Origin of the sequence: Xenorhabdus sp. NBAII XenSa04, from assembly GCF_963866145.1 — a bacterium.
GTDB lineage: Bacteria > Pseudomonadota > Gammaproteobacteria > Enterobacterales > Enterobacteriaceae > Xenorhabdus > Xenorhabdus indica.
Map to the genome: position 1 here is coordinate 1 of NZ_CAWMEB010000422.1, position 14,566 is coordinate 14,566.

Consider the following 14,566-nt stretch of genomic DNA (forward strand, 5'->3'; position numbering starts at 1 on the left):
CGCACCGCCACCGTATTTAGGGGCGTAGTTCAATTGGTAGAGCACCGGTCTCCAAAACCGGGTGTTGGGAGTTCGAGCCTCTCCGCCCCTGCCAGTTAATAACTAGTAATAATTGAATAGTTTTCAGATTAATAGCCCAGCTAATTTTAGCTGGGTTTTTCTTTTTTATTCGTCGCATTATCAAAATCAGATCGCTATACACATCCGCTTAGATCTCCGGTACACACTATCCTTAAGACTTTTCGTAGAACGCTATCAGCTTGTTGCAGGTGCTTTTTCAACAGGTATTTTTAATAACTGTTGGATGAATGCATGCTGGTCACTATTTTGCAGCCAGACGGCATATAGAGGCCGTTTGATTGGCTCATTATTGGGAGCCGTGATGAGATTAGGGTAATCATCAAGCCAGTGTATGGGCAAGAATGTGGCAGCATTTACACTATCTAATAATTCTCTGGCGATATGGGCCGAAGTGGTTGTAATGATTGGTGGATGATCATTTTTCAAAATCTGTTGTTCTTGCTGGTGAAAATCAGCTCCCCACTCGAGTTTGATGTAATTTTCTATGCCTTGTTCGAGATTATGTTGTGTTGTTAATAAAACAAGTTGAATACTACCGATCACCTGACTTTGGAATTCGTCCATTTTTGGGGGTTCTGTCGTGATTAAAAGATCTAATTCACGCGAGTGCAGTTGTTTGACCAGAGACTGACGTGTAGAGACTCTTGATTCGATTCTCATTCCTTGGTTATCCCGATAAAACATATTTAACCAAGGAGTTAGGTAGGCTTCCCATAGGGATGCTGTAGCACCGATAGAGAGCTTTGTATGTTGTGAGACGTAGTTGATCTCTTTCTTTGCTAACTGCCAAGTATTCATTAACGATTCTGCATAGGGGACAAGGCGCTCGCCAGCCGCAGTCAGGCGAATATTATTGCGATGTCGTGTGAATAAATTAGCACCTAACTGATTTTCTAGTTGTCGGATCCGAAAGCTAACGGCGGATTGTGTTAGATAGAGTGATTCAGCTGCCCGACCAAAGTGACGAGTCTTACTGACTTCCAAAAAGGTTTTCAGTAATTCGGTGTCCACATGCATCTCCAATAGTTTTTGTCGTTAAGATTTAAATATTTTGTTTTACAGAATGTCAAGCCTCCCTAATACTCCGCGCCATAATTAGTATGACTGTAGAGTTAGGAGTGTGTCAGATGGCTGAAAGCTTCATCACGACTAATCGTTTTTTTGATAATAAAAATTATCCACGCGGGTTTTCTCGTCACGGGGATTTCACCATCAAAGAGGCCCAATTGTTAGAACGTCATGGTCATGCGTTCAATGAATTGGATCTTGGCAAACGTGAACCACAAACAGACGAAGAAAAATTGTTTGTCGCCGTTTGCCGTGGTGAGCGTCTCCCTGTAACAACAGAGGAAAAAGTATGGGCTAAGTATTTGGCGAAAATTAGCCGTCCAAAACGTTTCCATACTCTTTCCGGTGGAAAACCACAGTTAGATCCTTCTGAGGACTATACTGATTCTGATGATTAATATCATCATTGGGATGATGGGTCCATCAAGAGGGGCGAATTAGCCCCTCTTCTACGTCATCCAATCTGCTTTTGCAACTGAATAAGTAACCTATCCATACTTCGGTAACTAAGAGCTTCCATAATATCCGGCCTTTCTATCCTCTTTTGCTCTTTCAAATCTGCAATCGTACGTGAAACCTTTAATATCCGGTGCCAGGCACGTACAGACAGTCCTAACTTTAGTAAAGTGTTTTCCAGAAAAACGGCATCTTCCATTTTTAGTTTACAAACACATTCAGTTTGTTGACGATTAAGATGTGCATTTACATGCTCACACCGCTCTATTTGTATGTTTCTGGCATTTTGTACTCTCTTTTTGACTTCATGGCTACTTTCACCATGTTTTGTTGATGATTGACTCAAGATACCCGGCGGGAGTAGAGGAACTTCAATGGAGAGGTCAAAACGATCTAAAAAAGGACCTGAAAGCTTGGAAAGATAGCGCAATATTTGTTGTGGACTACTGCGATTGTGTAATCCCTGATGATATCCTGTCGGGCTTGGATTCATGGCCGCAATCAATTGGACTTGGGCAGGAAAACAAACTTTTGCCTTTGCACGAGATATGATAATTTCGCCAGATTCTAGTGGCTCACGTAATGCATCAAGGACACTCCGGTTAAACTCAGGCAATTCATCCAAGAATAAAACGCCATTGTGTGCAAGTGAAATTTCTCCGGGTTTAGGGATTGAGCCTCCACCAACGAGAGCGGCCATTGATGAACTATGATGAGGCGCTCTAAACGGTCGTATATGCCATTTTTTGGGATTAATTGACTGACCGACCAGACTATTGATAGCCGCGACTTCCAGTGCTTCCTGATGCGTTAGAGACGGTAATAGGTCGCATAACCGACTGGCTAGCATTGTTTTACCTGTACCGGGGGGACCAAGTAGCAGAAGATTGTGGCCACCTGCGGCAGTGATCTCCAGAGCACGCTTGGCTTGCTCTTGTCCAATAATGTCTCGTAGATCTAACAGTGGTGGCTCATTTTGTGGAGCAACAGGGGAGGGAGAAGATAATATTGCTTTTTCGCCATGTAAAAAATGGCAAACTTGTAGTAAGTGATTGGCTAATAACGTTTCACTTTGGGATAAGATAGCTAATTCTGTTTGATTTTCTGTGGATAAAATCAATTGTCTACCTGCATTTTTGGCACTGAGTGCTGCGGGAATGGCTCCCATAACTCTACGTATCTCACCTGAAAGCGCTAACTCTCCCAAAAACTCATAATTATGCAATTCATTTGGCGGAATTTGCTCAGAAGCGGCCAAAATTGCAATAGCAATAGGTAAATCATATCTCCCTCCTTCTTTGGGAAGGTCTGCCGGAGCCAGGTTAACTGTGATTCTTTTTGGCGGATAGGTAAAACCGCTATTGATCAAAGCACTTCTGACACGATCTCTGGCTTCTTTAACTGTCGTTTCCGGCAAACCAACCAGTGTTAAACCAGGTAAACCGTTACTGATGTGTGCTTCTATTGTGACGATGGGAGAATCAATACCTATTGTTGCCCGTGTATAGATGATTGCGAGTGTCATGTGCTCTCCTTAGCAAGAAAGCAATTATCATGAATTGATAAAAAATAATAAAAAGTCTCCTTTTGTTATTTTGCGAAGGTACTCGAAAATATATTTATTTTTTATTGTTTCTTTAAACTTACTTATTCTCAATATATTGTTATTTATGGTTTTTTGTTTGGAAATGATCTTTGTGGGATATGTGAAATAAGTTCATAAGGTATTATCATTTAGTTGATTATTTTATTCATTAGATGAACTAATTAGTTGTTTTTATTTTTTGTTTATAATGATACTGTCGCATAAAAATGTCTCTTTTGACACTTTTGTTTTGCAATTAGCTGATTAAATTGTATTTGTGTAATTTATCTTATTAATTATTTTATGAAACATATAGATAGTAATTTTTTATCTTCATTAAAGGAATGAGCGCTGTTAACTTTGCTGGACTTTTAGTTATCCACATGAAAAATATGAATAAAATTATTTTTCAAATAAAAAATTAAAATAATGATTGTCAACAATTATAGAAAGTGATACTTGTAAAATATACATCGAACATATGAATGAGAACGAAAAGAATTATGAGTAAATTTGTTCTAGTGATTAGCCTAATTATTAGCGTGGTAGTGATTATTCTACCGTGCGGGGCTGCACTTGAACGAAGGAAGGCGTAGACAGAAAGATAGCCAGATTTCACGAAGAAGCCCCCGCACCGAAAAGGAGCGGGGGCTTTTTTTTACACATACCAAAAAACGAACATAAAACAACATCACAACACTGGTACTGACAGAGTAAACGCAATAGGAGGATGGTATGAACGGGGCTCAATGGGTCGTACAAGCATTACGAAAGCAGGGAGTTGAGAAAGTTTTCGGTTATCCAGGCGGAGCTATTATGCCTGTGTATGATGCTTTGTATGATGGCGGTATTGAACATTTGTTGTGCCGCCATGAACAAGGAGCGGTTATGGCTGCCATTGGCTATGCAAGGGCAAGTGGTAAGCCTGGAGTTTGTATCGCGACATCAGGGCCTGGCGCAACAAATTTGATTACCGGGTTAGCTGATGCTTTGTTGGATTCTGTTCCCGTCGTTGCTATTACTGGTCAAGTAAGTTCTGAAGTTATTGGTACAGATGCTTTTCAAGAAATCGATATGTTGGGACTTTCTCTTGCCTGTACCAAACACAGTTTTCTGGTGGAATCGCTGGAAAAATTGCCTCAAGTTATGGCCGAAGCCTTTGCCATTGCCACGGAAGGCCGTCCTGGCCCCGTTTTGGTGGATTTACCGAAAGATATTCAGTTAAAACAAGGCGAATTCGCACCTTACTTAATGCCTGTCGTTGCCCTATCTTCTCTGCCTGAGCGTGAATTGGAACAAGCTCGCCATATGATGGCTTGTTCCAAAAAACCTATTTTGTATATCGGGGGAGGCGTTGGAATGTCAGATGCGGTGCCTGAATTACGCCGTTTAGTGACAGAAACGGGGCTGCCTGTTGTCTCTACACTCAAAGGATTGGGGGCTGCGGATGCTGAGCATGAATGTTATTTGGGAATGTTGGGAATGCATGGCACAAAGGCTGCCAATTTCGCGGTTCAATCCTGTGATTTGCTTATTGCTGCCGGAGCTCGTTTTGATGACCGGGTAACCGGGAAACTGAACACCTTTGCTCCGTACGCCAAAGTCATCCATTTAGATATCGACCCTGTTGAATTAAACAAGTTGCGTCAGGCAAATGTTTCATTATTGGGAAATTTAAAAACGTTATTGCCTCATTTACAGCAACCTTTGTCGATCAAGGCATGGCAACAAGAAGTGAAACAGTTAAAAAATGAATATGCATGGCGCTATGACCATCAGGGGGACAGTATTTATGCTCCCGCATTGTTAAAACAGATATCTGAGCGCAAGCCAACCAATACTGTTGTGACCACCGATGTGGGACAGCATCAGATGTGGACTGCCCAACATATGACATTCGATGGGCCTGAGAATTTCATTACTTCCAGTGGGTTGGGCACGATGGGATTTGGTATCCCGGCAGCGATTGGTGCACAAATGGTTCGTCCAGAGGATATGGTCATTTGTATATCCGGTGATGGCTCTTTCATGATGAATGTTCAGGAATTAGGCACTATCAGACGCAAAAAATTACCTATCAAGATGGTCTTGCTGGATAACCAGCGTCTGGGGATGGTTAAGCAATGGCAGGAATTATTTTTTGATAAACGCTATAGCGAAACTATCTTAACCGATAATCCTGATTTTATTACCTTGGCAAAATCCTTTGATATTCCAGGCCAACACATTACAGACAAGTCGCAAATTAATACAGCGCTAGATGCTCTTTTCAACAGTGAAGGTCCCTATTTACTACATGTATCCATTAATGAATTAGAAAATGTTTGGCCATTGGTTCCACCTGGCGCAAGTAACGCAAATATGTTGGAGAGATCATTATGATGCAGCATCAACTTGCTATTCAGGCACGATTTTGTCCTGAAATTCTTGAAAGAATTCTGAGGGTTACCCGCCATCGTGGTTTTCAGATATGCGCATTGAATATGGATCATACAATAGATAGTGATAATGTAAGTATTGAACTCACTGTCGCCAGTCAGCGTCCTGTGAATTTGCTTTTTTCCCAGTTGATGAAGCTGGTTGATGTTGCTGATGTTGAGATACAACACAAAAAATCACAATTGATAAGCGCATAGTGCGCATTTGAAGGAAACAAAAGAATGACAAAGCAAGCTGATTATATTTGGTTCAATGGGGAAATGGTTCCTTGGGCTGATGCAAAAATACACGTTATGTCCCATGCCCTGCATTACGGAACGTCAGTATTTGAAGGTGTCCGTTGTTACAACTCGCACAAAGGGCCTGTTATTTTTCGTCATCGTGAACACATGCAGCGCTTGCATGACTCAGCCAAGATTTACCGTATGCCCGTGAGCCAGAGTGTCGATGAATTAATGGAAGCTTGTCGTGAAACACTCCGCAAGAACAAATTAATCAGCGCTTACATTCGCCCATTGGTTTTTATTGGTGATGTGGGAATGGGGGTAAATCCTCCTGCGGGTTATGAAACAGATGTCATTATTGCCGCTTTTCCGTGGGGAGCGTATCTTGGAGAGGAAGCACTAGAACAAGGCATTGATGCGATGGTTTCTTCATGGAACCGTGCTGCGGCAAACACAATTCCAACAGCGGCAAAAGCGGGGGGTAATTACTTATCTTCTTTGCTGGTGGGGAGTGAAGCCCGGCGCCATGGTTATCAGGAAGGGATTGCTTTGGATGTTCATGGCTATATTTCAGAAGGTGCGGGTGAAAACCTATTTGAAGTCAAAAATGGTGTTTTGTTCACCCCGCCATTCACTTCTGCTGCGTTACCGGGGATCACTCGAGATGCCATTATCAAGTTGGCACAGGATCTCGGTCTGGAAGTTCGTGAGCAGACCCTTTCCCGCGAATCACTCTATCTGGCTGATGAAGTCTTTATGACCGGAACAGCAGCAGAAATTACTCCAGTCCGTAGTGTAGATGGTATTCAGGTTGGAATTGGTAAATGTGGGCCTGTCACCAAAAAAATTCAGAGTGCATTCTTCGGCCTATTTGATGGTTCGACAGAAGATAAATGGGGCTGGTTAGATCCAGTGAATCCTTAATAACCTGATTCCTTTATAACGAAGATAAAATTTAACAGGCGGCTCGTTCCCCGCCTGTTTTCTGATGCTGATTGGATAGACATGGGAGTGAAAAATAATGCCTAAATATCGTTCTGCCACGACAACTCATGGCCGCAATATGGCAGGGGCTCGTGCTTTATGGCGTGCTACGGGGATGACTGATGCGGACTTTGGTAAGCCTATTATCGCCGTTGTGAACTCATTTACTCAATTCGTGCCCGGGCATGTTCATTTGCGGGATTTGGGCAAGCTGGTGGCTGAACAGATTGAGGCATCTGGTGGAGTTGCAAAAGAATTTAACACCATCGCAGTTGATGATGGCATCGCAATGGGGCATGGAGGAATGCTTTATTCTCTGCCTTCTCGTGAGCTGATTGCCGATTCGGTCGAATATATGGTGAATGCACACTGTGCGGATGCGATGGTATGTATTTCCAACTGTGACAAGATCACACCGGGCATGTTGATGGCATCACTGCGTTTGAATATTCCGGTTATTTTTGTTTCAGGAGGCCCGATGGAAGCGGGTAAAACGCGGTTATCCGATCAGATCATCAAGTTGGATCTGGTTGATGCGATGATCCAGGGGGCTAATCCGAATATCAGTGATGAACAAAGTGAGCAAATCGAACGTTCTGCCTGCCCGACCTGTGGTTCTTGTTCCGGCATGTTTACCGCGAATTCAATGAACTGTTTGACAGAAGCACTGGGGCTTTCGCAACCGGGTAATGGATCGCTACTTGCTACACATGCAGATCGTAAGACCCTATTTATCAATGCGGGTAAGCGCATTGTTGAATTAACCAAACGTTACTATGAACAAAATGATGGCAGCGCTTTGCCACGTAATATTGCGACCAAAGCTGCATTTGAGAATGCCATGACATTGGATATTGCGATGGGAGGGTCGACAAACACTGTTCTGCACTTATTGGCAGCCGCTCAGGAGGGAGAAGTTGATTTCACTATGGCAGATATTGATCGTCTGTCTCGTCAAGTGCCCCATTTATGCAAGGTGGCGCCAAGTACTCAAAAATACCATATGGAAGACGTACATCGAGCAGGTGGAGTAATTGGTATTCTTGGTGAACTGGATCGTGCTGGATTGTTGCAGCGAAATGTGAAAAACATTCTGGGTTTGGACTTGCCACAAACGTTGGCTCAGTACGACATCATGCTGACAGGAGATGACGATGTTAAGAGCATGTACGCGGCGGGGCCAGCAGGAATTCGTACTACCCAAGCTTTCTCGCAGGATTGTCGTTGGCCATCTTTGGACACAGACCGGAAAGAAGGGTGTATTCGTGAACGTGCGCATGCTTACAGCCAAGATGGGGGACTGGCTGTTTTGTATGGTAACGTTGCCGCGGATGGTTGTATCGTGAAAACCGCAGGAGTGGATGAAAGTATTCTCACTTTCCGTGGCCCTGCTAAAGTTTATGAAAGTCAGGAGGAGGCAGTAGACGCGATTTTGGGCGGAAAAGTTGTTGCGGGGGACGTTGTGGTTATTCGTTATGAAGGCCCGAAAGGTGGTCCTGGTATGCAGGAAATGCTCTATCCAACCACTTACCTAAAATCAATGGGATTGGGGAAAAGTTGCGCTTTGATCACTGATGGACGTTTTTCAGGAGGTACATCTGGGTTATCGATTGGACATGTTTCTCCTGAAGCAGCTAATGGTGGCTTGATTGGATTGGTTCATGACGGCGATATCATCAATATTGATATTCCAAACCGTAAAATCCAGTTGGATGTCAGCGAAAAAGAGCTGACTGAACGGGAACAAGCTGAATTATCGCGTGGCGATAATATGTGGACACCTAAATCCCGAAAGCGTCAGGTCTCTTTTGCATTGCGAGCTTATGCTTCATTAGCGACCAGTGCTGATAAAGGAGCTGTACGTGATAAGACTAAGTTGGGGAGTTGATTGTGGCGGTTTATCCTCTTAATACTGAACCTAACGGAGCGGAATATCTCAAAGCCGCACTGAGTGCACCAGTTTATGATGTTGCTCAAGTCACCCCATTACAGGAAATGAAAAAAATCTCTGCTCGTTTAGAGAACACTATCTTGGTTAAACGAGAAGATCGTCAGTTGGTACACAGCTTCAAATTGCGTGGTGCATACGCGATGATTGCCCGCTTAACGGAAGAGCAAAGAGCTAAGGGTGTGATCACCGCATCTGCGGGCAATCATGCACAAGGTGTTGCATTATCGGCCAGTAAGGTTGGCGTTAAAGCCACTATAGTGATGCCGATAGCTACAGCAGATATTAAAGTTGATGCAGTACGCAGTTTTGGTGGTGAAGTGCTATTACATGGTGCAAATTTCGATGAAGCGAAAGCAAAAGCGATTGAGATGTCAAAAGAACATAGTTACACCTTCGTACCACCCTTTGATCACCCTGCTGTGATTGCTGGTCAGGCAACTTTGGCGATGGAGCTTTTACAGCAAGATGTTCATCTTGATCGCATTTTTGTTCCTGTTGGTGGGGGTGGATTGATTGCTGGTATTGCAGTGCTCATCAAACAACTCGTACCAGAAATGAAAGTTATTGGTGTGGAGGCTGAGGATTCTGCCTGTTTGAAAGCCGCGCTGGATGCTGGACATCCCGTTGATTTATCGAGAGTCGGGTTATTTGCGGAAGGTGTTGCCGTTAAACGTATTGGTAATGAAACATTCCGTTTATGTCAGCAATATGTTGATGATGTGATTACGGTAGATAGTGATGCCATTTGTGCAGCCATGAAAGATATTTTCGAAGATGTCAGAGCGATTGCAGAGCCTTCCGGAGCTTTGGCGCTGGCGGGGTTGAAGAAATATGTCCAGCAGCACCAGATTAAGGGGGAGCGACTCGCACATATTCTTTCTGGCGCTAATGTGAATTTTCATGGTTTACGTTATGTCTCCGAACGTTGTGAGCTAGGGGAGCAGCGTGAAGCTTTGCTGGCGGTAACTATTCCTGAGCAAAAAGGCAGTTTCCTGAATTTCTGCCAGATACTGGGTGCCCGCTTTGTGACAGAATTCAGTTACCGTTATTCAGATGCTACCGCCCCAGATAAAGCCTGTATTTTTGTTGGGATACGATTGGGACGTGGAAATGCTGAACGTATTGAAATCATTGAAGAACTAAAAACTGCGGGATATCAGGTATCTGATTTTACTGATGATGAAATGGCGAAACTGCATGTTCGTTATATGATCGGTGGAAGACCACCCAGACTATTGCAGGAGCGGTTATTTAGCTTTGCTTTTCCCGAATCACCGGGAGCATTGTTGAAATTTTTGCAAACATTAGGAGCACACTGGAATATCACACTATTTCATTACCGTAGTCATGGCACAGATTACGGACGTGTACTGGCCGCTTTTGAATTGTCAGGTTCGGAAATCTGTTTTGATCGCCATTTAGATGAGTTGGGTTATGAATACCATGATGAGACTGATAATCCTTCGTTTAATCTGTTGTTGAAATAGAAACAGTTAATATTATGAGAAATAGCACCTTTTAGAGTGCTATTTTTTTCATGGGATCACGTTATTTCATAAGATAATAATCCCCAAAATGCCTTTATCAGTGGTTCATGTAGCCGCTTGCCAAGAGCACAAACCCCTAATTCGAATGGTTCCACCAACGAAATATTTTCCAACAATAATATACGGTTGCGTACCGGCTCCGGGCTATTTTCAACGACAACCGCAGGGATTAACGCAATACCACAACCTAAAGCAACCATAGAAACAATCGCTTCATGACCAGAAACTGTAGCATAAATCTGTGGATGGTTAATTTTGTGCCGGCGGAACCAAAGCTCAATACGCTTACGGGAAGGGCCGTGTTCCGGCAAAATAAATGGGATTGCATTCCAGTCTGGTTGCTCTTGTGTAGCAAACGTTCGTACTGCACAAGGCAAAGAAGGTGCGATCAGTACTAGCGGAATTTCACCAATCTTGGTAAAGCGGACATTATCAGGCAGTTTTTCTGGTTTACCTGCAATGCCCAAATCTGCTTCTTCAGATTGCACCTTATAAACAGCGTCTGCGGCATCCCCCGTTGTCAGTTTAATTTCCACCAAAGGATGTTCGGCCCGAAATTTATCCAGAACTTGTGGCAGATGGCTATAAGCGGCAGTGACCGAACAGAAAAGGCGTAATTCTCCCGTTAAAGATGGGCTTTGGTGATTCAGTGAATGGAGTAATTGCTGATATTGCAGCAGAGTTTGTTGGGCAAATTGCTTTAACTGCTCGCCTGCGAAGGTCAGTTTTACTGTCCGATTATCTCGCAGAAATAGTGAGTGCCCCAATTGTTCTTCAATACGCTGAACTTGGCGTGAAAGCGTGGATGGACTGACATGCATAGCTTTGGCTGTACGACCAAAATGACAACTTTCTGTAAGATGCAAAAACAGTTTTAGATCACGTAAGTCCATCGTTCTTTTGCCTTTTTCTGGGTTTTTTCGCTATATATTCGTCGTATGGTGGAAGATTGTTACAAAAAAGACATGTTGCATAAATTGCAATATAGTGTTGTCAATATATCAATTTAAGCAATGGATTTCATGTCATATATTGACTTTATGCAAATAACATCACACCTCATTATATCGGAGTCACCATGGCTAATTATTTTGATACATTGAACTTACGCCAGAAATTGGCGCAGTTAGGCAAATGTCGTTTTATGACACGGGAAGAATTTGCTGACGAGGCAGGGTATTTAAAAGGCAAGAAAGTGGTGATTGTCGGCTGTGGTGCTCAAGGGTTGAATCAGGGGCTGAATATGCGTGATTCTGGCCTGGATATTGCGTATGCTCTGCGTAAAGAAGCCATTACAGAGAAACGTGCATCATGGCGTAAGGCAACTGAAAATGGTTTCAACGTTGGCACATATGAGGAATTGATCCCACAAGCTGATTTGGTCATTAACCTGACCCCAGACAAACAGCACTCTGCGGTTGTACAGGCCGTTCAGCCGTTAATGAAAGCCGGTGCGGCTTTGGGGTATTCTCATGGTTTTAATATTGTCGAAGTGGGGGAACAGATCCGTAAAGACATCACGGTTGTGATGGTTGCTCCGAAGTGCCCAGGAACGGAAGTGCGTGAAGAATATAAGCGTGGCTTTGGTGTTCCAACTCTGATTGCTATCCATCCGGAAAACGATGCAAAAGGCGAAGGCATGGCAATTGCGAAAGCATGGGCAGCCGCAACTGGAGGTCATCGTGCAGGAGTTCTGGAATCCTCTTTTGTGGCAGAAGTGAAATCTGATTTGATGGGTGAGCAAACGATTCTGTGTGGGATGTTACAGGCAGGTTCCCTGTTGTGTTATGACAAGCTGGTGGCTGATGGCGCAGATCCGGGTTATGCGGGTAAATTGATCCAGTTTGGTTGGGAAACTATCACAGAAGCCCTGAAACAAGGTGGCATTACCTTGATGATGGACAGGCTCTCTAATCCAGCAAAACTGCGTGCTTATGCCCTTTCTGAACAGTTGAAAACCATTTTAACTCCACTGTTCCAAAAACATATGGATGACATTATTTCTGGTAAATTCTCTTCCACTATGATGACTGACTGGGCGAATGATGACAAAGATCTGCTGACCTGGCGTGCAGAAACAGGTCAAACGCCATTCGAGAACTATCCTGATTACAACGGTCATATTAGCGAGCAAGAATACTTTGATCATGGCGTCCTGATGGTTGCTATGGTTAAAGCCGGGGTAGAACTGGCATTTGACACAATGGTCGATTCAGGCATTATTGAAGAGTCCGCTTATTATGAATCACTACATGAACTGCCATTAATTGCGAATACCATTGCCCGGAAGCGTCTCTATGAAATGAACGTAGTGATTTCTGATACGGCAGAATATGGTAACTACTTGTTCTCTTATGTTGCGGTGCCATTATTGCAGGAAAAATTCATGCCAACCCTACAGACCGGGGATTTAGGCAAGGCCGCTGTCGATAAAGGTATCGATAATGCCCAATTACGCGATGTTAATGACGCTATTCGTAACCACCCAATTGAGGTTGTAGGCCGGACTTTACGTGGTTATATGACAGATATGAAACGTATTGCTGTCGGCGGATAATGCCAATCTATTGTATGCCCGATATATTGTGTATCGGGCATAATTTCAGTTACAGGTTAAATCTTTGCTTCAGTTCATCAATTTCCTGGCGCTGGAATGTATCAAAATGCTCTCTCGGTTGTTGAGCCTTAATCATATTCAGTAAAGGATCCTGAACTTTAGTGCGGACACCGCTCAATTCTTCCAGTACGGCCAAGCCACAGAACGGCACATAGAGTTCGGAATAACCACCTTCATGTACGACAACCAGTTTTCCATCGCATAATGCATCTGCTGCCTGCTGTATTTTACGCGTCATTTCCCGGAAACTCTCACTATGGAGCTGCATTCTGGCAAGTGGATCGAAGGAGTTGGCATCATATCCACAGGCGACAATAATCAATTCGGGTTGATAATGCTGTAATGCGGGAAGAACGATTTGATCCATAGCATACATGTAACTATTGTGCCCGGCTCCTGCCATGAGTGGAATATTGATATTGAAGCCTTCTCCTTTACCTGCCCCGATATCATCTTCACCACTGTACCCTTCGGGGTAACAACCATCCTGATGCAATGAAATTGTCAAAACATCAGCACGTTCCCAAAAGATATGTTGTGTTCCGTTACCGTGATGAACATCCCAGTCAACGACTGCGACCCGGCCAAGCCCAAACTGCTTTTTGGCCCGCTCAATGGCAAGGGAGATATTGGCAAGGTAACAAAATCCCATGGCTTTATCTGGTAGACAATGGTGTCCGGGCGGGCGGGACAGACTATAAGCGTTGTCCAGTTCACCGTGCAGGACGGCTTCCACTGCCGCACAGGCTAATCCGGCAGATAATTTGGCGATTTCATAACTGCCTGGTCCTACAGAGGCTTCAGAACCAAGCATACCTGTACCATAGTCGCTCAGCGACTTAAAATTCTGTAAATACGCTTCTGGATGGATAAGCCTTAAGGTTGTTTCATCAATAGGATCAGCCCCTAACAGTTGTAATGAGTGGCTTAAGCCAGAAACATCCATTAAATTTTTCATTCTGCGCTTAGTTTCTGGTGATTCGGCATGACCTGGTCCGGATGGTGGTTGTACCCATCCGCCAACTGGAAGCGTTACGACATGTTGTAATCCGGTAGTGTGCCAGAAACAGCTTTCATCAAAGAAAAAACCTGTTTTACGTAACATATTGTATCCTCTTTGGCTGACGATTATAAAAATAAAATATTTATTATTGCTATACCAATCAAACAGATGAAATGGATGTTATTTTTACAATGTATTGATAGCCACTATTACATATAGAAAAGTAATAAATCTATGGAAGAACAGTGAATCTGATAACTACTAAAATAATTATTTTTGATTGATGGATATCATGATTAATGACCAATTGAGAAAAGCTAAGGTAATTAATTGGATAGGTTTTTTATTTATTGTTAACTCATTTTAAAATAAGACTATTTATTATTTTGGGGGAAGTATTTCCATTGAAATGGGGGTCGCTGTACTTTTATTTCTGTTATTTTAATATATCTTTTACGCGTACTTCCATCTTGTGAAAATAGCTAACTGAAGTAAATGATTATTTTATTTAGATACTCGTTTCATTCGCTACCCACAGATAAGCATCTTGATTTTCAACCCCATGTTCTGTTTTTAATCATTTGATTTATATAAATTATTGAGTGATTACA

Annotated in this window: 12 protein-coding genes and 1 tRNA gene; 9 read left to right on the plus strand and 4 right to left on the minus strand. The window is 43.1% G+C overall.

Annotated elements, in window-relative coordinates; all coding sequences use genetic code 11:
• The first annotated feature begins 18 nt into the window (after positions 1-18).
• Positions 19-94, plus strand: a tRNA-Trp gene (locus tag AAC147_RS17445).
• 161 nt (positions 95-255) lie between these two features.
• Here AAC147_RS17445 and hdfR read toward each other — a convergent pair.
• Positions 256-1,092, minus strand: a complete 837-nt coding sequence (gene hdfR / locus AAC147_RS17450) for an HTH-type transcriptional regulator HdfR (protein WP_047683228.1) — start codon at positions 1,090-1,092, stop codon at positions 256-258.
• A gap of 116 nt (positions 1,093-1,208) precedes the next feature.
• On the opposite strand from hdfR, the gene AAC147_RS17455 reads away from it, so the two are divergent.
• Positions 1,209-1,547, plus strand: coding sequence for a DUF413 domain-containing protein (locus tag AAC147_RS17455; RefSeq protein ID WP_047683230.1), 339 nt, complete (start codon positions 1,209-1,211; stop codon positions 1,545-1,547).
• A 56-nt stretch (positions 1,548-1,603) separates the two neighbouring features.
• Here AAC147_RS17455 and AAC147_RS17460 read toward each other — a convergent pair whose 3' ends face one another.
• Positions 1,604-3,130 carry a YifB family Mg chelatase-like AAA ATPase gene (locus AAC147_RS17460; RefSeq protein WP_047683232.1) on the minus strand — a complete coding sequence of 509 codons (1,527 nt, stop codon included), beginning with the start codon at positions 3,128-3,130 and terminating at the stop codon, positions 1,604-1,606.
• Positions 3,131-3,693: 563 nt separating this feature from the next.
• Here AAC147_RS17460 and AAC147_RS20220 point away from each other — a divergent pair.
• The 6 genes from AAC147_RS20220 (at position 3,694) to ilvA (ending at position 10,275) form a co-directional block, all read left to right on the plus strand.
• On the plus strand, positions 3,694-3,786 hold the full coding sequence (locus AAC147_RS20220) for an IlvGEDA operon leader peptide (RefSeq protein WP_145956602.1): 93 nt from the start codon (positions 3,694-3,696) through the stop codon (positions 3,784-3,786).
• A gap of 139 nt (positions 3,787-3,925) precedes the next feature.
• Complete coding sequence (gene ilvG, locus AAC147_RS17465; RefSeq protein WP_047683234.1) at positions 3,926-5,572, plus strand: acetolactate synthase 2 catalytic subunit; 1,647 nt, start codon at positions 3,926-3,928, stop codon at positions 5,570-5,572.
• Positions 5,569-5,826, plus strand: a complete 258-nt coding sequence (gene ilvM, locus AAC147_RS17470) for an acetolactate synthase 2 small subunit (RefSeq protein ID WP_038268543.1) — start codon at positions 5,569-5,571, stop codon at positions 5,824-5,826. Before ilvG ends, ilvM begins: the two co-directional genes overlap by 4 nt.
• Positions 5,827-5,850: 24 nt before the next feature.
• Positions 5,851-6,777 carry a branched-chain amino acid transaminase gene (locus tag AAC147_RS17475; RefSeq protein WP_047683236.1) on the plus strand — a complete coding sequence of 309 codons (927 nt, stop codon included), beginning with the start codon at positions 5,851-5,853 and terminating at the stop codon, positions 6,775-6,777.
• Positions 6,778-6,874: 97 nt separating this feature from the next.
• The gene (ilvD, locus tag AAC147_RS17480; RefSeq protein WP_047683238.1) at positions 6,875-8,725 is read left to right on the plus strand and encodes a dihydroxy-acid dehydratase; all 1,851 of its coding nucleotides are present in this window, start codon (positions 6,875-6,877) and stop codon (positions 8,723-8,725) included.
• 2 nt (positions 8,726-8,727) lie between these two features.
• Complete coding sequence (gene ilvA / locus AAC147_RS17485; protein ID WP_081989072.1) at positions 8,728-10,275, plus strand: threonine ammonia-lyase, biosynthetic; 1,548 nt, start codon at positions 8,728-8,730, stop codon at positions 10,273-10,275.
• A gap of 56 nt (positions 10,276-10,331) precedes the next feature.
• On the opposite strand, the gene ilvY is transcribed toward ilvA, so the two are convergent.
• On the minus strand, positions 10,332-11,228 hold the full coding sequence (gene ilvY / locus AAC147_RS17490; protein ID WP_047683240.1) for an HTH-type transcriptional activator IlvY: 897 nt from the start codon (positions 11,226-11,228) through the stop codon (positions 10,332-10,334).
• 185 nt (positions 11,229-11,413) lie between these two features.
• Between ilvY and ilvC the strand changes: the two genes are divergently transcribed.
• A complete protein-coding gene (gene ilvC, locus AAC147_RS17495) occupies positions 11,414-12,892 on the plus strand; it encodes a ketol-acid reductoisomerase (protein ID WP_047683242.1) in 1,479 nt (492 codons plus the stop codon).
• 49 nt (positions 12,893-12,941) lie between these two features.
• Here the strand turns inward: ilvC and AAC147_RS17500 are convergent, their stop codons facing one another.
• The gene (locus AAC147_RS17500; RefSeq protein ID WP_047683244.1) at positions 12,942-14,057 is read right to left on the minus strand and encodes a class II histone deacetylase; all 1,116 of its coding nucleotides are present in this window, start codon (positions 14,055-14,057) and stop codon (positions 12,942-12,944) included.
• Positions 14,058-14,566 lie beyond the last annotated feature (509 nt).